Origin of the sequence: Pseudomonas sp. TWP3-2, from assembly GCF_049897765.1 — a bacterium.
GTDB lineage: Bacteria > Pseudomonadota > Gammaproteobacteria > Pseudomonadales > Pseudomonadaceae > Aquipseudomonas.
Window position 1 is genome coordinate 41,300 of sequence record NZ_JAFCWW010000021.1, and the last position, 22,610, is coordinate 63,909.

19 protein-coding genes are annotated in these 22,610 nt (G+C 60.1%); 10 read left to right on the forward strand and 9 right to left on the reverse strand.

The annotated features are described in order from the left end of the window. Window position 1: 1 nt before the first annotated feature. The 3 genes from ACP7EE_RS23090 (at window position 2) to ACP7EE_RS23100 (ending at window position 4,088) form a co-directional block, all read left to right on the forward strand. Window positions 2-568 (forward strand): RNA polymerase sigma factor, encoded by a 567-nt coding sequence (locus ACP7EE_RS23090; protein WP_426236983.1) that lies wholly within the window; start codon window positions 2-4, stop codon window positions 566-568. Next, window positions 565-1,554 (forward strand): FecR family protein, encoded by a 990-nt coding sequence (locus ACP7EE_RS23095; protein ID WP_426236985.1) that lies wholly within the window; start codon window positions 565-567, stop codon window positions 1,552-1,554. The genes ACP7EE_RS23090 and ACP7EE_RS23095 overlap by 4 nt, the downstream gene beginning before the upstream one ends. A 104-nt stretch (window positions 1,555-1,658) precedes the next feature. Further along, entirely contained in the window at window positions 1,659-4,088 is a 2,430-nt protein-coding gene (locus ACP7EE_RS23100; RefSeq protein WP_426236987.1) for a TonB-dependent siderophore receptor, read from the forward strand. Between the two features lie 232 nt (window positions 4,089-4,320). Here the strand turns inward: ACP7EE_RS23100 and ACP7EE_RS23105 are convergent, their stop codons facing one another. After that, window positions 4,321-5,196 carry a helix-turn-helix domain-containing protein gene (locus ACP7EE_RS23105; protein ID WP_426236989.1) on the reverse strand — a complete coding sequence of 292 codons (876 nt, stop codon included), beginning with the start codon at window positions 5,194-5,196 and terminating at the stop codon, window positions 4,321-4,323. 138 nt (window positions 5,197-5,334) lie between these two features. On the opposite strand from ACP7EE_RS23105, the gene ACP7EE_RS23110 reads away from it, so the two are divergent. Next, window positions 5,335-6,237 carry a DMT family transporter gene (locus tag ACP7EE_RS23110; RefSeq protein ID WP_426202422.1) on the forward strand — a complete coding sequence of 301 codons (903 nt, stop codon included), beginning with the start codon at window positions 5,335-5,337 and terminating at the stop codon, window positions 6,235-6,237. A 28-nt stretch (window positions 6,238-6,265) separates the two neighbouring features. Here the strand turns inward: ACP7EE_RS23110 and ACP7EE_RS23115 are convergent, their stop codons facing one another. From ACP7EE_RS23115 to ACP7EE_RS23130, 4 genes are all read right to left on the reverse strand, one after another. After that, window positions 6,266-6,775 carry a DUF2165 family protein gene (locus tag ACP7EE_RS23115; RefSeq protein ID WP_426202420.1) on the reverse strand — a complete coding sequence of 170 codons (510 nt, stop codon included), beginning with the start codon at window positions 6,773-6,775 and terminating at the stop codon, window positions 6,266-6,268. A gap of 150 nt (window positions 6,776-6,925) precedes the next feature. Next, window positions 6,926-7,900: a 2-hydroxyacid dehydrogenase gene (locus ACP7EE_RS23120; RefSeq protein WP_426236991.1), complete on the reverse strand. Its 975-nt coding sequence runs from the start codon at window positions 7,898-7,900 to the stop codon at window positions 6,926-6,928. Between the two features lie 581 nt (window positions 7,901-8,481). Then, on the reverse strand, window positions 8,482-8,931 hold the full coding sequence (locus ACP7EE_RS23125) for a hypothetical protein (protein WP_426236993.1): 450 nt from the start codon (window positions 8,929-8,931) through the stop codon (window positions 8,482-8,484). 151 nt (window positions 8,932-9,082) lie between these two features. After that, window positions 9,083-10,051: a LysR family transcriptional regulator gene (locus tag ACP7EE_RS23130; protein ID WP_426236995.1), complete on the reverse strand. Its 969-nt coding sequence runs from the start codon at window positions 10,049-10,051 to the stop codon at window positions 9,083-9,085. Window positions 10,052-10,231: 180 nt separating this feature from the next. Between ACP7EE_RS23130 and ACP7EE_RS23135 the strand changes: the two genes are divergently transcribed. From ACP7EE_RS23135 to ACP7EE_RS23150, 4 genes are all read left to right on the forward strand, one after another. Next, on the forward strand, window positions 10,232-11,731 hold the full coding sequence (locus ACP7EE_RS23135; protein WP_426236997.1) for an efflux transporter outer membrane subunit: 1,500 nt from the start codon (window positions 10,232-10,234) through the stop codon (window positions 11,729-11,731). A gap of 160 nt (window positions 11,732-11,891) precedes the next feature. Next, the gene (locus tag ACP7EE_RS23140) at window positions 11,892-14,084 is read left to right on the forward strand and encodes an FUSC family protein (RefSeq protein WP_426236999.1); all 2,193 of its coding nucleotides are present in this window, start codon (window positions 11,892-11,894) and stop codon (window positions 14,082-14,084) included. Then, the gene (locus ACP7EE_RS23145; protein ID WP_420647702.1) at window positions 14,074-14,274 is read left to right on the forward strand and encodes a DUF1656 domain-containing protein; all 201 of its coding nucleotides are present in this window, start codon (window positions 14,074-14,076) and stop codon (window positions 14,272-14,274) included. The genes ACP7EE_RS23140 and ACP7EE_RS23145 overlap by 11 nt, the downstream gene beginning before the upstream one ends. Window positions 14,275-14,284: 10 nt before the next feature. Further along, complete coding sequence (locus ACP7EE_RS23150; protein WP_426237001.1) at window positions 14,285-15,151, forward strand: efflux RND transporter periplasmic adaptor subunit; 867 nt, start codon at window positions 14,285-14,287, stop codon at window positions 15,149-15,151. A 144-nt stretch (window positions 15,152-15,295) separates the two neighbouring features. Here the strand turns inward: ACP7EE_RS23150 and ACP7EE_RS23155 are convergent, their stop codons facing one another. Next, window positions 15,296-15,694, reverse strand: a complete 399-nt coding sequence (locus ACP7EE_RS23155; RefSeq protein WP_426237003.1) for a DUF4440 domain-containing protein — start codon at window positions 15,692-15,694, stop codon at window positions 15,296-15,298. Then, window positions 15,691-17,061 carry an MFS transporter gene (locus tag ACP7EE_RS23160; protein WP_426237005.1) on the reverse strand — a complete coding sequence of 457 codons (1,371 nt, stop codon included), beginning with the start codon at window positions 17,059-17,061 and terminating at the stop codon, window positions 15,691-15,693. The genes ACP7EE_RS23155 and ACP7EE_RS23160 overlap by 4 nt, the downstream gene beginning before the upstream one ends. Window positions 17,062-17,170: 109 nt before the next feature. Between ACP7EE_RS23160 and ACP7EE_RS23165 the strand changes: the two genes are divergently transcribed. Next, complete coding sequence (locus tag ACP7EE_RS23165) at window positions 17,171-18,052, forward strand: LysR family transcriptional regulator (protein WP_426237007.1); 882 nt, start codon at window positions 17,171-17,173, stop codon at window positions 18,050-18,052. A gap of 130 nt (window positions 18,053-18,182) precedes the next feature. Here the strand turns inward: ACP7EE_RS23165 and ACP7EE_RS23170 are convergent, their stop codons facing one another. Both ACP7EE_RS23170 and ACP7EE_RS23175 read right to left on the reverse strand, forming a co-directional pair. Continuing rightward, on the reverse strand, window positions 18,183-19,007 hold the full coding sequence (locus tag ACP7EE_RS23170) for an SDR family oxidoreductase (protein ID WP_426237009.1): 825 nt from the start codon (window positions 19,005-19,007) through the stop codon (window positions 18,183-18,185). A gap of 35 nt (window positions 19,008-19,042) precedes the next feature. Then, window positions 19,043-19,507, reverse strand: coding sequence for a multidrug transporter (locus ACP7EE_RS23175; protein WP_420647709.1), 465 nt, complete (start codon window positions 19,505-19,507; stop codon window positions 19,043-19,045). A gap of 169 nt (window positions 19,508-19,676) precedes the next feature. On the opposite strand from ACP7EE_RS23175, the gene ACP7EE_RS23180 reads away from it, so the two are divergent. Then, the gene (locus ACP7EE_RS23180) at window positions 19,677-22,505 is read left to right on the forward strand and encodes an RHS repeat domain-containing protein (protein ID WP_426237011.1); all 2,829 of its coding nucleotides are present in this window, start codon (window positions 19,677-19,679) and stop codon (window positions 22,503-22,505) included. Window positions 22,506-22,610: the final 105 nt, after the last annotated feature.

The following is a 22,610-nucleotide window of genomic DNA, read 5'->3' on the forward strand; positions in this document are numbered from 1 at the left end:
AATGCTGATCAGCCATCCCCCGGAATCTCGCGACGATGAGCCGAGCGGGGCGCGTGCGCATTTCCTTCAGGTGTTTCTCTCGCAGCGCCCGCAGATGGAAGCGTTGGTCAGCCGGCGCGTCGGCTGTCGGGCGACAGCGGCGGATCTGGTGCAGGATCTGTTTCTGCGCTTCTGGCGCCGGCCGCTGGTGCAAGTCGAAGAACTCAGCACCTATCTTTTGCGTTGTGCCGGCAACATCGCCATCGATCATTTGCGCAGTGAAGGTGCGCGGGTGCGCGTCAATGAAGGCTGGCAACCGGATGAACCTGACAGTAGCGCCAGCGAACCGCAAGCGGCGCTGGAAGCGGGCAACGATTTGCGCCATGTCGAGGCAGCACTGCGCGCCTTGCCCGAGCGCACGCGACAGATCTTTTTGCTCAACCGCATCCACGGGCGCAAGTACGCCGAGATCGCCAAAGCCATGGGCCTGTCCCAAAGCGCCGTGGAAAAACATATGATGCGCGCCCTCGAGGCCTGCAAGGCCAGCCTGCGCGAACCCACGCCACGCATGCGAAGGAAAGCACCGTGAATCACATGGATCGCGTCACGCCGACGCCCGCGCAGGAACAGGCCGCTTTGGCCTGGCTGAGCCTGCTGCACGACCGCCCAAGCGCTGGCGATCAACTGACGTTCAGCCATTGGCTGCGCGCCGATCCGGCCCACGCCGAGGCCTACTCCCAGGCGCAAGTGGTCTGGGAACTGAGCGAAGAGCCGGCGCGCACCTTGGCCGATGAAGATTCGCTGGCGTTGCAGTCGTTGCTCAATGCGATGGATCGACCGCGGCGTCCGCAGATTCGGCGTTGGGCTGGAGCGCTGGCAATGGCCGCGTGTCTGGTGCTCATGATCAGCCTCGGCAGCGGTTGGCAGCCGCAGCGTTGGGTCGATGATCTGGGCGCCGATTACGTGTCGGCTCCCGGTGAAATTCGCATGGTCACGCTGGCCGATCAATCGCAAGTGACGCTGGATGCCGACAGCGCCATTGCGGTGGATTTCAGTCACGGTGAGCGCCATGTGCAACTGCGCCGTGGCGCCGGATTCTTCACCGTCACCCACACTGGCGAGCCGTTTGTGGTCGAGGCCGAGAAAGGTCAGGCGCGCGTGCTCGGCACGCAATTCGAAGTGCGTCTGCAACCGCAGGGTGCGCAAGTCACGGTGCTGTCCGGGCGCGTCGGCGTGAGCGCAACCCCTGGCGCTCAACAACAGATTCTTACCGCCAACCAACAAGTCGCGTACGGCCAGGGCAATGCGGAAAAATTGCATGCCGTGGACAGCGCCGCGCAACTGGCCTGGCGTCAGGGCTGGCTGACTTACTACAAGACTACGCTGGCCGATGTCGTGCAGGATCTGCGCCGCTATTACCCCGGACGAATCATGCTGCTCAACGATGAACTGGCGGCACGCAAGGTCAGCGGCAGTTTCCCGAGCAAGGATCCGCAGGCGGTTCTGAGTTCGCTGCAAGGGGTGTTGGGATTCGAGCAGCATCAGGTACTCGGAACGCTGATCATCCTGCGCTGAAAATATTTTCACAATTGTAGTGAGGTAAACCCGGAGCTCATCCGTGTAGTGACTGAAACTGCGAGTCATTCGCATCCGTTGCGGTTCTACACAGGTCATGAGCAATGAAGTCCAGGGCAAAATCGGGTTCGGTCAAACAGTGGTTCGGTGCATCAGTGCTGAGCGTTTCGGCGATGGCATTGTTGCCACTGAGCGTGGCGCTCGCCGCGGAAACCGTCAGCAGCCAGCCGCAGAAGCAGTTCAGTTTTTCCCTGAGCGCCAAACCGCTACCGCAGGCCTTGAGCGACTTCAGCCGCGTGACCGGCCAAAGCGTGGTTTACACCGATGAAGCGCCGTACGGCCTCACCGCGCCAGCGGTCACTGGTCAGATGAGCGCCGAGCAGGCGCTGCAACGTCTGCTGAGCGGCTCGGGCCTGAACTTCCGTCGCACCGACAGCCACACCTTCGCCCTCGAACCGCAACCGACTGCCGGGGCGTTGACCCTCGGCGCCACCACCATCACTTCGCAGGTCAATTCGTCGATGAGCTATCAGCCGCCGGCGACCACGTCGGTGATGCGCTCTTCGGCTTCGCTGCAGGAAATCCCGCAGACCATCAACGTGATCCCGGCCCAGGTCATCCGCGATCAGGCACCGCGCAATCTCGACGATGCGCTGGCCAACGTCAGCGGCATCACCCAGGGCAACACGCTGGCCAGCACCCAGGACTCGGTGATGACCCGAGGTTTTGGCGACAACCGCAACGGCTCGATCATGCGCGACGGCATGCCGGTGGTGCAGGGACGCGGCATGAACGCCACGGTCGATCGCGTCGAAGTGCTCAAAGGCCCGGCCTCGCTGCTCTACGGAATCCAGGACCCGGGCGGCGTGGTCAACATGGTCAGCAAGAAGCCTGAACTGACCCAATACAACGCGTTGACCTTGCGCGGCTCGACCTACGGCGATGGCAAAAATGGCAGTGGCGGCAGCTTCGACAGCACCGGCGCATTGGGCGATTCCGGCCTTGCCTACCGCATGGTGCTCGATCACGAAGACGAAGATTACTGGCGCAATTTCGGCACCCACCGTGAATCGCTGATCGCGCCGTCGATTGCCTGGTTTGGCGAAAGCACCAAGCTGTTGTTCGCCTACGAGCATCGCGAATTTCTTACTCCGTTCGACCGGGGCACGGTGATTGATCCGCGCACCAATCATCCGCTGGACATCTCGCGCAACGAGCGCCTCGACGAGCCGTTCAATGACATGGAAGGGCGTTCGGATCTGTACCATTTCGAGGCCGATCACGAACTCAACGACGACTGGAAAGCGCACTTCGGCTACAGCTGGAACCGCGAAACCTACGATGCGAGCCAGGTGCGCGTGACTGCGATCGACACCAAAAAAGGCACGCTGACGCGCAGCATGGATGGCACGCAAAACGCGATCAGCACCGACCGTTTCACCACTGCCAGCCTCGAAGGCAAAGTCAATGTATTGGGCATGCAACACGATCTGGTGTTCGGCGTCGACGACGAGTACCGCAAGATCTACCGCGAAGACCTGATCCGCCAGAAAAGCCTGAGCACCTTCAGCTACGTCAACCCGGTCTACGGCCGCGAAGTTGCCGGCACCACTGTCAGTGCCGCCGACAGCGCACAGACCGATGAACTGCGCAGCGACTCGATCTTTTTGCAGGACTCGATCCACCTCACCGACAAGTGGATTCTGGTGGCTGGCGGACGTTTCCAGGAGTACGACCAGTACGCCGGCAAAGGCGTGCCATTCAAGGCCAACACCGACAGCAACGGTCAGAAATGGGTGCCGCGCGCAGGTCTGGTGTATCGCTACACCGACGCGTTGTCGTTCTACGGCAGCTACACCGAATCGTTCAAACCCAACTCGACCATCGCCCCGCTGAGCGGCAGCAGCACCGTACTCGACGGCAGCATTGCGCCGGAAGAGGCCAAGTCGTGGGAGCTCGGCGCACGCCTCGACATGCCGGGCAGCATCACTGGCAACATCGCGTTGTTCGACATCAAGAAACGCAACGTGCTGGTAGCCAACTCAGAAGGACCGACGACAATTTACAGCGCGGCCGGTGAAGTGCGTTCGCGCGGTCTGGAAGTTGATCTGAGCGGCCAGCTCAGCGAGCGCTGGAGCATGATCGGCAGCTACGCCTACACCGATGCTGAAGTCACCGAGGATCCGGATTACAAAGGCAAGAAACTGCAAAACGTGGCGAAGAATACCGGCTCATTGTCCGCGGTGTACGACTTTGGCAGCGTGATTGGCGGCGATCAGTTGCGAGTCGGCGCTGGGGCGCGTTATGTCGGCGAGCGCGCGGGAAATGCGGTGAATGATTTTGATCTGCCGAGCTATACCGTGGCTGACGCGTTTGCTACGTACGACACCAAAGTCGAAGGGCAGAAGGTCAAGTTCCAGCTGAATGTGAAGAACCTGTTTGACCGGACTTATTACACGTCTTCGGCGAGCCGGTTTTTTGTGTCGATGGGGGATTCGCGGCAGATTTCTTTGTCGAGCACTTTGGAGTTCTGAGGGCAGATCAAAAGCTACCCTCACCCCAGCCCTCCCGAAACGTCGGACCGCCCGAAGGGAGAGGGGGCCGACCGAGGTGTTTGGCGTTGTACATCGACCTGAAAGATCGAGGCGATTATGGATTCAGCGCGGCACGTTCAGGTCGGCGTATTTCCCCAATATCCCCGTATCGGTCCCCTCTCCCTCTGGGCGGTCCGACGTTTCGGGAGGGCTAGGGTGAGGGGAAAAGGCTTCAGCGCAAAAACGCCTGGCGATACTCGCCGGGCGTCCCACCCAATACCTGCCGAAACCGGTTAGTGAAATGACTCGCACTGGCAAAACCGCAAGCCAGCGCAATCTCCCCCAACGGCAACCGCGTCCCGCGCAACAACTGCCGCGCCCGGCTCAACCTGCGTGCCAGCAGATACTGATGTGGCGGCAAGCCAAAACTCATCCGAAACATCCGCGCAAAGTGGTATTCCGACAACGCGCACAAACCGGCCAGTTGCCCGAGGCTGATTGGCTCGGCCAACTGACTGTCGATGAACTCCACCAACTGTCGGCGTTGATGCGCCGCCAGTCCACCCTTCAGGCGCAAACCCTGACGAATCCCGACTTGGCTGAGCAACGTATGGCTGATCAATTCATGCGCCAGACTGCTGGTCAGCAGACGCTCGCCCGGCTCATCCCAGTTGAGGCTGATCAACTGGCGAAAGCGTTTGGCCTGTTGCGGATCATCGAGAAACGTCTGCTCGCGCAACTGCAATTCGCGAGGTTCGCGATCGAGCAAGGTCACACAGCCCAGCGCAAACTGCTCAGCACTGAAATACAGATGCGCGAGGCGGATATCGCCGTTGATCACCCAGCCGGATTCGTGGTCGGCCGGCAGGATGCACAGCTTGTCCGGCCCGCCCTTGTGGCCCGGCTGACCACGGCGAAACGTGCCGGTACCGCCAGCGATGTAGCAAGAGAGGGTGTGATGACTCGGCGCTTCGTATTCCTGCGCGTCGTGGTGGTTGGTCCACAAAGCGGCAGACAAGCCGTCACCGAGCTCGGCGCTGTGCACAAGGCGAGCGTTCGGCGAGCGGTTGAGGGCTTGAAAGACTTGCAGTGAATCCAGGGCGGCCATATTGGTTCTCTCCATCGCCTTGCATCCTACTCCGTAGGCCCTGCGCTGCCAGCCTGCGCGCCGACAAAAGCGCAAGTTTATGCAAGTGCGATCGAACACCGCGGGCGGACACTGAACGCCAATTGAGGAGTGTCCACCATGAACCTGTCGTTGTACCTGCTGACCGTGCTGATCTGGGGCACCACCTGGATTGCCTTGAAATGGCAACTGGGCGTGGTGGCGATTCCGGTGTCGATCGTCTATCGCTTCGGCCTCGCCGCGTTGGTGCTGTTCGTTCTGTTGCTGTTGAGCCGGCGCTTGCAACCGATGAACCGTCGCGGGCATGTGATCTGCGTGGCGCAGGGCTTGTGCCTGTTCTGCGTCAATTTCATGTGTTTCCTGACCGCCAGCCAATGGATCCCCAGCGGTCTGGTAGCGGTGGTGTTTTCCACCGCGACCTTGTGGAACGCGCTGAATGCGCGGGTGTTCTTCGGCCAGCGCATCGCACGCAATGTGCTGATGGGCGGCGCGCTGGGGCTGGGTGGTCTCGGTTTGCTGTTCTGGCCGGAACTGGCCGGGCATCAGGCCACCCCGCAAACCTTGCTCGGCCTCGGTTTGGCGCTGTGCGGCACGTTGTGTTTTTCGGCCGGTAACATGCTCTCGAGCCTGCAACAGAAGGCCGGTCTCAAACCGCTGACGACCAACGCCTGGGGCATGGCTTACGGCGCGGCGATGCTCACGGCGTGGTGTCTGGTCAAAGGCATTCCCTTTGACATGGATTGGTCACCGCGTTACGTCGGTGCGCTGCTGTATCTGGTGATCCCGGGATCGGTGATCGGTTTCACCGCGTACCTGACGCTGGTCGGCCGGATGGGGCCGGAGCGCGCCGCTTACTGCACCGTGTTGTTCCCAGTGGTGGCGCTGAATGTCTCGGCATTTGCCGAAGGCTACCAGTGGACAGCGCCAGCGCTGGGCGGTCTGGTGTTGGTGATGCTGGGTAATGTGCTGGTGTTTCGTAAACCACGCCCCCCGGTTGCTTCGAGTCATGGAAAGTTGGCCTGAGATAATCAGGAAATTGAGCGCTGCACGTTCAGCGCTCGGTTTTCAGTGCAATAAAAATCAGCAGCGGCAACATGAAATCGACAATGTGCCGCGCCCAGTCCTTGGCGTTCCAGGTTTTTGAAGTGTCCATGTTGAACCATTCAACTCCAACTATTTGCAAGCATACGTAATAAATAAATATCGCGATTAACAGGCCGATAATTGAAAATTTTTTAGCATCGTGGAACATTTCTGCAGGGTCATTGCGCTTTCGAAACAGTTGATAGGTGCCTAGCAGGCAAAAGGCCGTGTAGGTCACTTCCATGGTGATGATGAACCAGTAGATTCGGTGGTGCATCATCGGTGATTCGATCGCCCGATATCGTATGTTCGGATTAACCAGGGTCGTATCCATGCTCAGAACATGTCCGACATACTCATAGTTGGAAGCGTAGTCGGTGAAGTTGCTGTACATCACCAGCAAGCCGAAAAAACTGATGTAAGCCATCAGGAGTATTTTGCTATAACGGATTAATTGATCGGTACTCAATGTGTTCACGGATATTGTTCTCCATTGTTTTATCGTGGTTTCGATAAGTCAGGAGAGTTTATAGCGGTAGTCACTATTTCGGTGTCAGGTTGGTTTGCAAGGTATGTATCTGCAAACTTTGAACAGGGCAAGTACAGTGCTGTACTTGCCCTGTTTGATTCAGCCGCGCCAGACTTGCGGATTCACCAAGTCCTGTGGTCGCTCACCCAGCAGGGCGCTGCGCAAGTTGGCGAGCGCGCGATTGGCCATGGCTTCGCGGGTTTCATTGGTTGCCGAGCCGATGTGCGGCAGGGTCACAGCGTTTTTCAGCTGGAACAGCGGCGATTCTGCCAGCGGCTCTTTTTCGTAGACATCCAGGCCTGCGCCGCGAATGCGGTTGTTCTGCAACGCTTCGATCAGCGCCGGTTCATCAACCACCGGGCCTCGGGAGATGTTCACCAGAATTGCGCCCGGCTTCATCAACCCCAGCTCGCGATGGCTGATCAGGTGACGAGTCTTGTCACTGAGCGGCACTACCAGGCAGACGAAGTCGGCTTCGGTGAGCAGTTGATCGAGGCTGCGAAATTGTGCGCCGAGTTCTTGCTCGAGTTCAGTCTTGCGGCTGTTGCCGCTGTAGATGACCGACATGTTGAAGCCCAGGCTCCCACGGCGGGCGATGGCCGCGCCGATGTTGCCCATGCCGACGATGCCCAGGGTTTTGCCGTGCACGTCACAGCCGAACAATGGTGCGCCGACGCTGGCTTGCCACTGGCCGGCCTTGGTCCAGGCATCCAGTTCGGCGACGCGTCGGGCGCTGCTCATGATCAGCGCAAAGGCCAGGTCGGCGGTGCTTTCGGTGAGCACGTCGGGGGTATTGGTGAGCATGATCCCGCGCTCGTTGAAATAGGCGAGGTCGTAGTTGTCGTAGCCGACCGAGACGCTGGAGACCACTTCGAGTTTTGCGGCGGTTTCAAGTTGTGCGTGGCCGAGTTTGCGCCCGACGCCGATCAAGCCGTGGGCGTGGGGCAGGGCTTCATTGAACTGGGCGTTGATGTCGCCGTTTTTCGGATTGGGGACGATGACGTCGAAGTCCTGTTGCAGGCGTTCGATCATGGGTGGGGTGATGCGGCTGAAGGCCAGGACTGTTTTTTTCATTGCTGAGGACTCGTCGGGCGTCTGGGTGCCAAGCAAGCTAACATTTCTGTTTTGTGTTGTCTTGGCGGCCTCTGGGCCGACCATGCTTTGGGGTGTTTGAGTGAATATCCGTTCCTTCGGGTGCTGGCGCTGGCGGTTTCGCTTTTACAGCGACTCACTTTTTCAAACGCCAAAAAGTAAGCAAAAGGCTTTGCCCCAACGTTCGGCCCGCTCGCCGGGGCTCGGGGTTCCTTCGCTCCGGGGTTCATCCGGGGCATCGCCTCCGGTTTGCTGCGCTGCACCTCCTCTCGATGTCTCCCCCGGATGAACCCCTCCACTCAGCCGGCCGACGGGGCCTTGAGATCAAGAGCGGTACGCGAGCTAACGCTCATTGTGTTGAGTGGTGGTGGGGCAAAACGGGGCGGATCTTTGTGCTTTTCAAGTTTGAATTCACTTCGGTATTTCACGTCGGCGTATTTCTTGTGGGCACCTCGGTCAGTCCCCTCTACCTTTGGGAGAGGGTTAGGGTGAGGGGGCATTTACCATTGTGAACCTCACTGCCTACTGTGATGACGGCAGTGAGGAATTGATGTTTTCCGCCTTTAAACTTCGCTCCACCTATCGACTTTGATTTTGCCAATTGCTTGGTGGCCTTTGCCTTCATCTAAAACACTGACGTTGAATTCGGCTTCGAATTCACCTGTCTTTCGATCAAACTTTTTAACGGTGAAATGACCTGAATTCTTGTCGGTTACGTAGTTTCTGCTGTGAGTTTCACCGTGTTCATCCATCCAGACTTCTCGAAAGTTGGGGGCGATGTTAACGGCAGCGTTGGGTAGCTCATAGCGTATAGGCTGGATGTCCTGAGAAACGACGAAACTGATTTCATTCCATTCGGTTTCACTAAGTGGTTGCTTGGCGATTAGATAAATTCCTATGGAGCTGCCGTCGAAAAAAAACGAGACCTGACCTTGAAAGTCGGGAAATTTGAAACCGTGGATTTTAGCGTCAAGTGTGCCAACGTCTGCACGTGTTTTGATATCAGCGAACATAGGTGATGCTCCTCGAATGAACTATGAAATTACGTCACAAAGTGTCATGTCGAAGAACTATCCTGCCAACTGTCAGAAATGACAGCTGGCTAGACTTGATCGCTATTACCGGGCGCGACTACTGCCAATTTCCAGCACTAGCCGCCAATAATCAATTCGCCACCCGCGCGCCCGCCAGGCTCCCGCTCAACTCATAAGCCGCCAATGCCGCCTGATGCGCCGCCAGTATCTCCGGCAGAGACCCGCGCATGTATTCCACCCAGGTCTTGATCTTCGCATCCAGGTACTGGCGCGACGGGTAGATCGCATACAGGTTCAGTTCCTGCGAACGGTAGTTGGGCATTACCCGCACCAGTGTGCCGTTGCGCAGGCCTTCTATTGCTGCGTACACCGGCAACACGCCAACGCCCATGCCGCTGGTGATCGCGGTTTTCATGGCGTCGGCGGAGTTGACCAGGAACGGTGAGCTGTTGATGGTGACCATTTCCTGGCCTTCCGGGCCGTCGAAGGCCCATTTTTCCAGCGGGATCACCGGGCTGACCAGGCGCAGGCAGGCGTGGTTGAGCAGGTCGCTGGGTTTTTGTGCGCAGCCGTTGGCTTTCACGTAGGCCGGGGAGGCGCAGACGATGCTGTAGGTGATGCCCAGGCGTTGGGAGACGAAACCCGAGTCCGGCAGTTCGCTGGCGAGCACGATGGACACGTCGTAGCCTTCGTCGAGCAGGTCCGGGACGCGGTTGGCCAGGGTCAGGTCGAAGGTCACGTCCGGGTGGGTCTTGCGGTAGCGGGCGATGGCGTCGATCACGAAGTGCTGGCCGATGCCGGTCATGGTGTGCACTTTGAGCTGTCCGGCCGGGCGCGCGTGGGCGTCGCTGGCTTCGGCTTCGGCTTCTTCGACGTAGGCGAGGATCTGTTCACAGCGCAGCAGGTAGCGTTTGCCAGCCTCGGTCAGGGCGATGCGCCGTGTGGTGCGGTTGAGCAGGCGGGTTTGCAGGTGGGCCTCAAGGTTGGAGACCGCGCGCGAAACGTTGGCGGTGGTGGTGTCGAGTTGCACGGCGGCGGCGGTGAAGCTGCCGGCTTCGGCCACGCAACTGAAGGCGCGCATGTTTTGCAAAGTGTCCATGGGGTGCTCTCAAGGCAGATGGCAAATTGTGACACGAAGTTTCGAGGCTGAGACCCCGACCAAGGGATTATCGCGTTAACGGTAACAAAGATTCACAGGAATCCCAGCTTATCGCCGCAAAGGCGCCCCCCTAGAATTGCGCCACCTCGAAACATCTCCCTCTCTCAGGAATTCGCAGCAGTGCCGCGTCGCATCAACAGAGCGCTTATGCCGCTCAGTGTTCTGGCTTTTACCCTGTTCATCAGCGGCTGCATCGGTACCCAAGGAATTGCCCCGCAGGGCAAGGCGCTGGAAGCCAATTCACTGGCCACCGACGAGGCCATCGCCCACGCCGCCCGTGATGCAAACTGGCCGACTGCGCAATGGTGGCAAGCCTACGGCGACCCGCAACTGAATCGCTGGATCGATCTGGCCGTGCAAGGCAGCCCGAGCATGGCGATGGCCGCCGCGCGGGTGCGTCAGGCCAGATCCCTGGCCGGCGTTGCCGAGGCCGCCGAGTCGTTGCAGATCAACGGTGAGTCGACGCTTAAACGCCACAACTGGCCGACCGATCAGTTCTACGGTCCGGGCGAGTTGGCCACCACCACCACTTGGGACAACAACGCAGCGCTGGGTTTCAGTTACGCCCTCGACCTCTGGGGCCGGGAAAAGAACAGCAGCGAACGTGCAGTGGATCTGGCGCACATGAGCGCCGCCGAAGCGCGTCTGGCTCAACTCGAATTGCAGAACAACGTCGTGCACGCCTACATCGAGCTGTCGCTGCATTACGCCCAGCGCGACATCGTTGTCGCGACGCTCAGGCAGCAACAGCAGATTCTCGATCTCGCGCAAAAGCGCTTGAACGGCGGGATCGGCACGCACTTCGAAGTCAGCCAGGCGCAAACGCCGTTGCCGGAAACCCATCGGCAGCTGGATGCGCTCGACGAGGAAATTGCCCTGAGCCGCAACCAACTCGCCGCCCTCGCAGGTAAAGGGCCGGGGGAGGGCGCGCAATTGCAACGGCCAACTTTGGCGCTCGGTGCTGCGCTGAAACTGCCTTCGGCGCTGCCGGCCGAACTGCTCGGCCAGCGTCCGGACGTGGTCGCCAGTCGCTGGCAAGTCGCGGCGCAGGCACGCGGAATCGATGTGGCACACGCGGGGTTCTATCCAAACGTTGATCTGGTCGGCAGCCTCGGTTACATGGCCACTGGCGGTGGCGCGCTGGAGTTTTTGACTGGCAAGAAGCTCACCTACAACGTCGGTCCGGCGATCTCGCTGCCGATCTTCGACGGCGGCCGATTGCGCGCTGAACTCGGTGAAGCATCCGCCGGTTACGACTTCGCCGTGGCGCATTACAACCAGACGCTGATCAATGCGCTGAAGAACATCTCCGACCAGTTGATCCGCCGCGAATCGATGGACAAGCAGCAAGCATTTACCGCCGAGTCCGTGGCCACCGCGCAGAAGACCTACGACATTGCGCTGATCGCTTATCAGCGTGGGCTCACTGATTACCTCAACGTGCTCAACGCCCAGACTTTGCTGTTCAAACAGCAACAAGTGCAGCAGCAAGTGCAGGCGGCGCGGCTGAGTGCTCACGCGGAACTCGTGACTGCATTGGGCGGAGGTCTCGACGCCGGCAACGACGCGCCAACCGCCGAACAAACCCAAGCCCCGAAAACCCCGGCACTCTTGCGTTGAAACTACCCCCTGTGGCGAGGGAGCTTGCTCCCGCTGGGCAGCGAAGCGGCCCCAGAAATCCTGTGAGTGCTGCGCACTCAAGCGGGAGCAAGCTCCCTCGCCACAGGTTTTGCATTCGCCACAGAAAATTCTGTAATCCTGGATCACTGAGCCAAACTTCATGACTCCCTTGCCCGCCCCTCTGCGCTGGCTCTACTCGCTCGAATGGCGTCGCGGTTTGTTTGACTGGGCGCGCAGCGATGGCGTGACCTGGGTCTACATCTTCAAGGTGTTGCTCGCCGCTTTCCTCACCCTGTGGCTGGCGATGCGTCTGGAGCTGCCGCAACCGCGCACGGCGATGATCACCGTGTTTATCGTCATGCAGCCGCAAAGCGGTCAGGTGTTCGCCAAGAGTTTCTATCGCTTTCTCGGCACCTTGGCAGGGTCGGCGATGATGGTCACGCTGATCGCCCTGTTCGCGCAGAACACCGAACTGTTCCTCGGTTCGCTGGCGATCTGGGTCGGTGTCTGTACGGCTGGCGCAACCCGCTGCCGCAACTTCCGCGCTTATGGTTTTGTGTTGGCCGGCTACACCGCTGCGATGGTCGGGCTGCCAGCGCTGGCGCATCCCGACGGTGCGTTCATGGCGGCAGTTTGGCGGGTGCTGGAGATCTCGCTGGGGATTCTCTGCGCCACCGTGGTCAGCGCCGCGATCTTGCCGCAAACCGCCAGCGCGGCAATGCGCAACGCCTTGTATCAACGCTTCGGCGTGTTCGCGCTGTTCGTCACCGATGGCCTGCGTGGGCGTAGCCAACCTGATTCGTTCGAAGCCACCAACGTGCGTTTCATCGCCGAAGCCGTCGGCCTCGAAGGCCTGCGCAGCGTGACCGTATTCGAAGACCCGCACATGCGTCGGCGCAACGGTCGGCTCAGTCGCTTGAACAGCGAATTCATGAGCATCACCACGCGCTTCAACGCCTTGCATCAGTTGCTCGAACGCCTGCGGCGCAACGGCGCGGATCATGTTGAAGCGGCGATCCAACCGGGTTTGCAGGAGCTGGCCGAAGTGCTCGACGGCTTCAGCGGCCGCTCGCTGACCAGCCCCGATGCGGCGCGTCTGGTGACGGCGCTTGCGTCCTACAAGGCAGGCTTGCCGGCGCGCGTGCGGGCCTTGCGCGCTGAGTTTCAGCAGAGCGATCCAAGCGACGCCGAGCAGCTGGATTTCCACACCGCTTACGAACTGCTGTATCGCTTCGTCGACGAGCTGCACAGTTATGCACAGACCCACGCCTCTCTGGCCGAACACAGCCACGAGCGCGAGCGCTGGGATGAGCCGTTCTCCCCGCAAACCAACTGGTGGGCCGCAGCGGCATCGGGGATTCGCGCGTCGTTCATCCTGATTGTGCTCGGCAGTTATTGGGTCGCCACCGCGTGGCCGAGTGGCGCGACCATGACCATGATTGCCGCCGCCACCGTGGGCCTGTCTGCCGCGACCCCGAATCCGAAACGCATGGCGTTTCAGATGGCTTGCGGCACCTTTCTCGGGGCGCTGATCGGCTTCGTCGAGATGTTTTTCATCTTCCCGTGGATCGATGGTTTCCCGCTGCTGTGCGTGATGCTCGCGCCAGTGATCGTGCTCGGTTCGTTCCTGACTTCGCGCGCGCAATACGCCGGAGTCGGTCTCGGCCTGCTGATCTTTTTCAGCACCGGTTCGGTGCCGGACAATCTGACTATCTACAACCCGTACACCTTCATCAACGATTACATCGCCATGGTCATCGGCATGCTGGTGTGCGCCGCTGCCGGCGCGATCATCCTGCCGCCGAACAGTCGCTGGTTGTGGAAACGTCTGGAGCAGGATCTGCGCGGGCAAGTGGTGTATGCGATCAGCGGCAAACTCAAAGGTTTGACTTCGCGTTTTGAAAGCCGCACCCGCGATCTGCTGCATCAGGCTTACGGCTTGGCGGCAGGTGAGCCGAAGGTGCAGCAAAATCTGCTGCGCTGGATGTTCGTGGTGCTTGAAGTCGGTCACGCGGTGATCGAGTTGCGCAAGGAGCAGGCGATCCTGCCGGTGCATCCGGCGTATGCCGAATCGCAGCCGTGGCGTCAGGCGATCCGCGTGATGGGCCGTTCGTTGGTGCGGCTGTTTCTGCAACCGAATACGAGCAATCTCGAACGCGCACTGGTCGCGGTGGACCACGCGATCAGCCGTGTCGCGGCCACCGACGAGCCGTTCGCGCCGCACTTCGACACCTCGGCGTTGCGCCGGGTAAAGAGCTACCTGCACTTCATCCGCACCTCATTGCTCGACCCGCAATCGCCGCTTTCGGCCTACACCGTCGCCAAGCCCGAAGGACTTGCCCATGCCTCGTGAAATTGCGTTCCACGGCGTGTACATGCCGACCATGACCCTGATGTTTTTCATCGCTGCGGCGTTGGCCTGGGCGCTGGATCGGTTTCTGTCCGGGTTCGATCTGTACCGTTTTTTCTGGCACCCGGCGCTGCTGCGTCTGAGCCTGTTTTTCTGTCTGTTCGGCGCGCTGGCGCTGACTGTCTACCGTTGAGAACGATCTGATGAAAAAGTTTTTCAGCCTGCTGGCGACCCTGTTGGTGCTGGCCTTGGCGCTGTGGATCGGCCGCACGTTGTGGGTGCATTACATGGACACGCCGTGGACCCGTGACGGACGCGTGCGCGCCGACATCATCAACGTTGCCGCCGACGTCACTGGCGAGGTGATCGACGTGCCGGTGCGCGACAACCAGTTGGTGAAGAAGGGCGATCTGCTGATGCAGATTGACCCCGAGCACTACCGCATTGCCGTCAAGCAAGCGCAGTCGCTGGTGGCTTCGCGCAAGGCAACGTGGGAAATGCGCAAGGTCAACGCCCACCGTCGCGCCGACATGGACGCGCTGGTGATCTCCAAAGAAAACCGCGACGACGCCAGCAACATCGCCGACTCGGCGCTGGCCGATTATCAACACGCCCAGGCACAGCTGGAAGCCGCCGAACTCAACCTCAAACGCACGCAAGTGCGCGCTGCGGTCGACGGTTATGTGACCAACCTCAACGTGCATCGCGGCGACTACGCGCGCATCGGCGAAGCGAAAATGGCCGTGGTCGACATGAACTCGTTCTGGGTCTACGGCTTCTTCGAAGAAACCAAACTGCCGCATGTTCGGGTTGGCGATAAAGCCGACATGCAGTTGATGAGCGGCGAAACGCTTAAGGGTCATGTGGAAAGTATTTCGCGCGGCATCTACGACCGCGATAACCCGCAAAGCCGCGAGCTGATCGCCGATGTGAATCCGACCTTCAACTGGGTGCGGCTGGCGCAACGGGTGCCGGTGCGGATTCACATTGATCAAGTGCCGGAAGGAGTCTTGCTGGCAGCGGGGATTACTTGCACGGTGGTGGTGAATCAGGCTTCTGTGGATAACTGATCGACCGAGTTGCTGTCATCGCGGGCAAGCCACGCTCCCACAGGATTTTTGGCGTACTCAAAATTCCTGAGCACCGCAAAACCTGTGGGAGCGTGGCTTGCCCGCGATGCAGGCAACTCGGTCCTGCAGGAAATTGCCGAACGACTAGACGCTGCAAAACGTCTCGTGCAGATGCAGCCAGATAATCTGCCCGGATGCGAGTTTTTCAAACACCACGGTCGAGCGCCGATCCGTATGCAAGCCGCTCGCATCGGTCTGCTGCTCGCGGTAACTCACCGTCGCTCCGTGTTCATGGATGGCAATCCCGTGCAGCTCGCTGAGCGCGATCCGGAACCCGCTCTTCTTGCCTCCGGCCATTTGAAACAACGCGCGCAAGGCCTCGAAATCCAGCACCCGGCCCAGCGGCGAGACCATGCAAAAGCGTGGCGAAAAACGCGTCAGCAATCGCTCCAGTTCAGCCTCGGCTTGCGCCACGGCAAACCATCGTTCGATCGCCTCGTGCGCCTGAATCACTTCGTCAAAATATTCGGTGTAGTCAGTCATGTGGATTTTTCCGGAAGGGGTGGAGAGGTCAGCAGCGCGAGCACTTTGCTCGCATCGAAACGCAGCACGGCGACCATTGGCAACAGTGTGAGCAGCGCGGCGGCGAGGAAGCAATATTTGAAGCCGTTGGCGCCCAAGGCGCCGAGCAGTGAACTGAGCAGCGCCGCGCCGAGGCAGAAACCGAGCTGGCGATTGATGTTCCACAGGGCGCTAGAGTGGCCCATTTTCTCCGGCGCGATGCCGACAAACGCCAAGGTCTGCGCGGTAACGCTGCACAGACTGCCGCCCAGCCCCATCAGCGCGTAGGCAATGATCAGCGGGCCACTTGCGGGTTGTTCAATCTGCATCAGCACAACAATCCCAACGCATTGCAACAGCATGCCGGCGATCAGCAACGGTTTGGGACCGACGCGGTTGAAGCTGCGTTTGCCAAGCATGATCGCCACGCCCGAGGCCGCCGCCCAGGACAGCATCAGCGCGCCGGTTTGCGCCGCGCCGAAACCGAGCTCGTGCAGGTACAACACGGCAATCATGTTGGTGCCGGTGAAGATGCCCGGCACAAACAGGTAGATCAGCATCGCCAGGCGCAGGGACGGGTTCCTGATCAGTTGCAGATCAAGCACCGCACCGGGTTTGTGCCAGCCATCGCGCAGATATATCCACAGGATCACGCCGCTGAACAGCAGCACACCGCCCGCGAGGTTACGAGTTGCGGCTGCGCTCGCCAGGCTCACGGCAACCAACAACAGACTCAGGGCCGACACCGCCAGCAGCAGGCCGCGAGCATCGAGGGTCGGGCGTTCGCGGGTCGGTTGGTCGGTCTTTAACCAGAGCAAGCCGAGCGCGAAAGCCAGTAACGCCATTGGCATGTTCAGGTAAAAAATCCAGCGCCATGACAATGTCTGAACGATCAACCCGCCGGCCGCTGGCGACAGCGCCGGCACCATCAGCGCCACCAGCAAAACCACGCCAGTGAAGTGCGCGCGTTGCGTCGCCGGAAACTCGCGATAGGCCAAGGCCTGACCGACCGGCAGCAGCAATCCACCGCCCAGCCCTTGCAACAGCCGCCAGCCGATCAGGCTTTCAATCGAACCGGCCTGGGCCACCAGTCCGGACGCTACGCCGAATACCAGCAACGAAGCGAGGATCAGCCGGCGCTCGCCGACCCGCGCGGCCAGCCACACACTCAGCGGAATGATCAGTGTCAGCCCGAGCATGTAAGCGTTGGTGATCCACGCCAGTTGCGTCAGCGATGCCTGCAACTGCCGGGCGATGTCCGGGTAGGCAATGCTCGCGGCGAACATGTTCAGCAAGTCGAGAGCGAACCCCAACAGATACACCAACGCGACTTTCGAGCGGTAGGCCATGGCAACTTCCCTGTGATGAGGTGTGCAGGGTAGGGCGCTTCTGATGTTAGGAAAACGCTGGTTTGGCTGTTAGTTTGTCAAAATAATTTTGACAAGGAGCGCTGCGAGCATGGTCAGCCTGGATCGTTTTGACACCTTCAAAGCTGTGGTCGAGGCCGGGTCATTGACCGCAGCCGCCGATACGCTGGGGCAGACCCGCGCAGTAGTGAGCTTCAACCTCAAGCGGCTGGAGGAAGAGTTGGGCGTGACCTTGCTCACGCGCAACACCCGGCAGCTGGCGCTGACCGATGCCGGCGAGCGCTTTTACCGGCGCTGTTTGCGCACCTTGGACGAGGCGCGACTGGCCATCGAGGAAGCGCGGTCGGAGCATTCACAACTCAAGGGCACGCTGCGCATCACCACCACCGTGGAGTTTGCGCTGGCGCAGGTGGTGCCGGCGCTGGAAGTGTTTCGTCAGCAGCAACCGCAGTTGAATATTCACTTGTCCACTTCCTCGACCCACGCCGATCTGATCTCCGAACGTTTCGACATGGCGATCCGTCTGGGGCGCATGCACGACTCCAATCTGCGCGCGGTACAGTTGTCGACGTTCGAGGTGTTTGCGGTGGCGGCGCCGGGGCTGGTCGAGCGTTTCGCGCCGGTCGACACGCTGGCGGTGTTGGAGTCGATGCCGACGCTGGGCCATGCGCGCGTGCCGGAAATGAGCGTCACCGACCCGGCCGGCACCGAGCATTTCTATCAGCCGAAACCGGGCACCAGCGCAATCGTCGCCGACAACTCGGCAACGTTGCGGGCATTCGCGTTGACCGGGCAAGGCGTGGCGATTTTGCCGCAATGGCTGATTCAGGAGGATCTGGACGCCGGGCGGTTACAGCGCTTGCTGGTGGATTTTCGTTTTGCTCCGCAAGGGGTGTACGCGCTGTACCCGGACACCCGGCACCTGCCGCTGAAGGTGCGCGCGTTCATTGATTTCATGAAGGGTTGGGCTTGAGATTTGTGTTGGCTGATCGGACCTCATCGCGGGCAAGCCACGCTCCCACAATTTTTGCGTCGTTCGGGATATTTGGTTACCCCCCAAAACCTGTGGGAGCGGGCTTGCCCGCGATTGGGTCAACTCGGTGTCAGAGCTGCCCACGCAAACCAAACCGCTTCATCAACGCCGACTCCAGCAAGCCTTTGGGCAGCAGCGTCGCCAACAACGGCAACGCCCGGCTGCCGTTACCGATCCGGATCATCCGTGGCGGCTTGCTCTGCTGCACGGCTTTGAGCAACTCGGCAGCAAACTCACGCGCCGGCGTCGGTTTGTCCTGCGACGCCTTGGCCCGTGCCCGAATGCCCTCGCGCAACGGAAACCATGGTGATTGTTCGTTGATCAACTGCTCGGCTTCATGCCCGGCATTCTTGGCGAAACTCGATTCAATCGCCCCCGGCTGAACTTCCATCACGCGAATGCCGAACGGCGCCAGCTCCATTCGTAATGCATCGCTGAGTGCATGCACTGCCGCTTTCGACGCGCAATAGGCGCCAGCGAACGGCGTGACCAGAACCCCGGAAACGCTGCCGATATTCACCACCAGGCCCTTGGCCCGACGAAGCACCGGGAACAGCGCGCGCGTCACGCCGACAATCGAAAACACATTGGTTTCAAACTGTCGCTGCATCGCCGCAACTCCACCGTCGAGCAGCGGCCCCATCGCGCCATAACCGGCGTTGTTGATCAGTACATCGAGGCCGCCGTGCTGCTGATTGATCCGTTCACCCAACAACTCCAGTGCCGTGCCGTCATTGACGTCGAGCTGCATCGCGGTGAATCCGGCAGCGCTCAATGCCGACACGTCTTCAGCCTTGCGCGCACTGGCCCAGACTTCATAACCAGCGGTTTTGAACGCATCGGCCAAGGCACGGCCGATGCCGCTGGAACAACCGGTAATCAACGCAACGGGCATGGCGCATTCCTTGTGCAAACGTGTGAGGAAGAGGATCAGTCGGAGAAACTACCCTGCAAGCGCTCGGCGCGAAACTCCAGGGTTTGCGGGCGATAACCGGGGCGCAGCGGCGGCAGCGGCAAACAGTCTTCCCAATTGCCGCCGGCCTGTAATTCGCCGGGGCCGCGATAGCGCGGGGCAGTGTATTGATTGTCGGCCAGATTGACCGTGTCGCCCGGCGCATAAGCCGCGATGCGCCAACGCAGTTCGGTCAGCGGCACGTCGTTGCCATTATTCATTTTAAGTTGCAGCGGACGATCCGCCGGGCACTGCTCCGGGGCATAACTGATGCGCAGCTCAAGGCGCGCCAGTTGCTTGACCTCGCGATTGTCCAGCCACACCACCCACATCGCCACCAACCCCAACCCGACGGCGGCCGCCATTGAAACCGGCAAGGCTTTGGCCGGGTAGCGCAGCAACAGGATCAGCCAGGTGATGATCAGCAAGACGCCGATGAACATGTTGGAACGCTCCTTGAACTCGTGACGACCATCCTACCTAAGGGGCGCGGGAATGGACATTCGCAGATATCGAAGCACCGTTGGTCGGGACTGTAATTTCTGACAGGCGCCAATTCCCTGCCTGCCGGTGTAGAAGCATTGAAGCGAGGAATTTTTCCAGGAAGCGGTGATGCACTTCAACACTCCCAAGCTGACAGTCGTTGACCCGCGCGGCTTGCCGATTCGCTCGGTCGATTACTGGCGTGCGATTGAGGGGGCAGCTGTCGAGCCACGGGTCGAACGTACCTGCCACGATGCTGCCGGGCGGCCGGTGCAGCGGTGGGACGCTCGGTTGTGGGCGTTGCAGGCGGGCGATCCCGCCACGCCGCCGAATCAGCAAACGGTGTATTCGTTGGACGCAGCAGCACTGTGCACCGTGAGTGTCGACGCCGGGGCGCAATTCAGTCTGTATGGTCTGGGCGGGGAGCTGCGGTCGGGTTTCGACAGTCGTGAGACGGTGGTGGAAATTCAATATGATCCCTCCCTGCGCCCGGTTGCGGTACTCGAACAAGGGGTCGGGCAGCCTCGTGGCTGTGTCGAGCGGTTTACCTACGGCGCTCCTGGTGTGGGTGATCAGCAGCGCAATCAGTATGGCCAGTTGATCGATCACTACGACACGGCGGGTCAAATGCGTTTCGACGCATTCGCGCTCGGCGGGCAGTGCACGGAAAACACCCGGCGTTACACACTTGATCCGCGCCTCCTCGACTGGCCGCAACTGCCAGCCGAGCGTGAGCGGCTGTTGGAAGCTCCACCAGGTGCGACGACGCAATGGCGTTACGGCGCCCTGGGCGATGTGCTTGAGCAGACGGATGCCAAGGGCAACCGTCAGTCCTTCTCCCAGACCGTTGATGGTCACTTGCGCGAATCTCGCCTGCAGCCAAAAGGCCAACCTGAAAAAACAGTGGTCAGCGCGATCGAGTACAACGACTATGGCAATGTCGAGCGCGAAACTGCAGGCAACGGCGTGCAGACCAGGCTGAGCTACCGTGCTGCAGACGGGCGTCTGATATCGCGCGAGGACAAGCACAGTGGTGCGGTTCTGCAGCATTTGATCTACGCCTATGACCGCATGGGCAATGTCTTGAGCATCGAAGACAAGGCGCTGCCCATCCGTTACTTCGCCAGCCAGCGCATTGATCCGGTCAGCCGCTTTGACTACGACAGTCTGTATCAGCTGATCCACGCATTCGGCTGGGAAGCGGGGAGCGTCAGTCAGGGGCCGCAATCGATCGGTCGTGCTGATCCGGCGGCCATCGGCAACTATCAGCAGACCTTCGATTACGACGCGGCCGGTAATTTATTGAAGCTGACCCACGTCGGGCCGCAAAGCCACGGGCGCAAGTTGCAGGCCGCGCGCTACAGCAATCGCTGCTTGCCCTGGGAAGGTGATGTGCCGCCAAGCGAAGCGAAAATCGCTGCCGCTTATGACCGCCGAGGCAACCTGCTGGAAATCGATAAAGGTCGCTCGCTACGCTGGAATTTGCGCAATCAACTGCACTCGGTCAGCCCGGTGGAGCGCGCCTCCGGCCTCGAAGACAGCGAAATCTATGTCTACGACGGCAGTGGCCAGCGCGTGCGAAAGATTCGCTCACTGCACACCAACGCCCGCTCAGTGATCGCCGAAGTGCGTTACCTGTCTGGTGGTCTGGAATTGCGCAGCGACAGCGGTACCGGTGAAAGGCTTCAGGTCATCAATATCAAAGGTGCTCTGAACACTATTCGGGTGTTGGTTTGGGACAGTCCACCGCCAATGGGTAATCATCAATACCGATACGGTTGCGCTGATCATCTGGGCTCGACCAGCCTGGAAACGGCTGATGATGGCACGATCATCAGCCGGGAAAGATTCCACCCATTCGGCGGAACCGCCTCGCAGGATGGCGATCTCGCCTACAAGTTTGTGCGCTATTCAGGCAAGGAGCGGGACGCGACCGGGCTTGATTACTACGGTCTGCGCTATTACATCCCATGGTTACAGCGTTGGGCCAGCGCAGATCCGGCGGGTTATGCCGATGGATCGAATCTGTACCGGATGACCCATAACAATCCGGTCAACTTCGTGGATGACGATGGCGCGGTCACCCGCCAACAGCTGCCAAACGGGTTGTGGGCGCCTGTCATCGCGACGGGGGCAGATCGCGTGATCGCTGGGGCGCGGAATGTCGAAAGCGGCCCTCCTCATCGTAGTGTGCCAGCGTCGGGCAAACCGACCAGTATCAGCTCTGCGCTCAATGCCGCAGAGTTCGGCCGGCTGGAGGTGAGCACACAATTTCTGGATCCTGCCCCTGGCCGCTATTCACCGGCAACAGTGGCCCATTTGAGCCGCAAACAGGGCGGGGGCGAGATGATATTCACCATGGACCGAGTGAGCTATTCGGGAGTAGCCAAAGGCGAGTTCAATGCGTTGAGGATTGTCGACATTCCGCGAGGCGAAGTCCCCGACAAAAACAGCGCGGTTTCCGGGTTCTGGGCACCTCAGGGTGGATTCGTCGACATACCGCTGCATCCGGCCGGCACGCAACCGGATCACGTTTTCACCCCCGGGTTCAGCGGCTGTTCGCTGACGGTCGACCAATTGAATGACAACGTGCTGCGAGTGCGGCATGTGGAGGGTGGGAAGGAAGATGCGCAATACAACAAACTTCCCGCGCAGGAGCATGGAATGGGTCAGGCGGCAGCCATGGAATTCGCCGATTACGGCTACGCCAAGGATCAGCAAGGTCGCTCGGAAACCGTGACAACCGGTTTCGCTTTTATGAAATACGACCGCAAACAGCAAGCCTGGAACATTCATCATCAGACCATTCAAGGCGCCAGCGGCATCGAACGCTACACCCCGGGCGGTGGCGGCATTTTCAGTCGATCGAATGCGTCGGTCTCGGTCTATTCAAAATACCGGGTCAGAAATGCCATGGCCAGGAAAATCATGACGAGCAACAGGCGAAGCGCGGGCTAGAAACAGTCATTTATCCTCTTCAAGGCAGAAGGAGTTGGCGATGGGGGGGCAATCCAGAACACCAGATGTGACGGTATTCGATCCGCGTGGGTTGGAGGTTGGCAG

Excerpts from the sequence above, each read along its gene's own strand:
- ACP7EE_RS23090 (WP_426236983.1), top strand. The coding sequence starts at position 2 with ATGCTGATCAGCCATCCCCCGGAATCTCGCGACGATGAGCCGAGCGGG.
- ACP7EE_RS23100 (WP_426236987.1), top strand. The coding sequence starts at position 1,659 with ATGAAGTCCAGGGCAAAATCGGGTTCGGTCAAACAGTGGTTCGGTGCA.
- ACP7EE_RS23105 (WP_426236989.1), bottom strand. The coding sequence starts at position 5,196 with ATGGCCGCCCTGGATTCACTGCAAGTCTTTCAAGCCCTCAACCGCTCG.
- ACP7EE_RS23110 (WP_426202422.1), top strand. The coding sequence starts at position 5,335 with ATGAACCTGTCGTTGTACCTGCTGACCGTGCTGATCTGGGGCACCACC.
- ACP7EE_RS23120 (WP_426236991.1), bottom strand. The coding sequence starts at position 7,900 with ATGAAAAAAACAGTCCTGGCCTTCAGCCGCATCACCCCACCCATGATC.
- ACP7EE_RS23125 (WP_426236993.1), bottom strand. The coding sequence starts at position 8,931 with ATGTTCGCTGATATCAAAACACGTGCAGACGTTGGCACACTTGACGCT.
- ACP7EE_RS23130 (WP_426236995.1), bottom strand. The coding sequence starts at position 10,051 with ATGGACACTTTGCAAAACATGCGCGCCTTCAGTTGCGTGGCCGAAGCC.
- ACP7EE_RS23140 (WP_426236999.1), top strand. The coding sequence starts at position 11,892 with ATGACTCCCTTGCCCGCCCCTCTGCGCTGGCTCTACTCGCTCGAATGG.
- ACP7EE_RS23145 (WP_420647702.1), top strand. The coding sequence starts at position 14,074 with ATGCCTCGTGAAATTGCGTTCCACGGCGTGTACATGCCGACCATGACC.
- ACP7EE_RS23150 (WP_426237001.1), top strand. The coding sequence starts at position 14,285 with ATGAAAAAGTTTTTCAGCCTGCTGGCGACCCTGTTGGTGCTGGCCTTG.
- ACP7EE_RS23155 (WP_426237003.1), bottom strand. The coding sequence starts at position 15,694 with ATGACTGACTACACCGAATATTTTGACGAAGTGATTCAGGCGCACGAG.
- ACP7EE_RS23160 (WP_426237005.1), bottom strand. The coding sequence starts at position 17,061 with ATGGCCTACCGCTCGAAAGTCGCGTTGGTGTATCTGTTGGGGTTCGCT.
- ACP7EE_RS23165 (WP_426237007.1), top strand. The coding sequence starts at position 17,171 with ATGGTCAGCCTGGATCGTTTTGACACCTTCAAAGCTGTGGTCGAGGCC.
- ACP7EE_RS23170 (WP_426237009.1), bottom strand. The coding sequence starts at position 19,007 with ATGCCCGTTGCGTTGATTACCGGTTGTTCCAGCGGCATCGGCCGTGCC.
- ACP7EE_RS23175 (WP_420647709.1), bottom strand. The coding sequence starts at position 19,507 with ATGTTCATCGGCGTCTTGCTGATCATCACCTGGCTGATCCTGTTGCTG.
- ACP7EE_RS23180 (WP_426237011.1), top strand. The coding sequence starts at position 19,677 with ATGCACTTCAACACTCCCAAGCTGACAGTCGTTGACCCGCGCGGCTTG.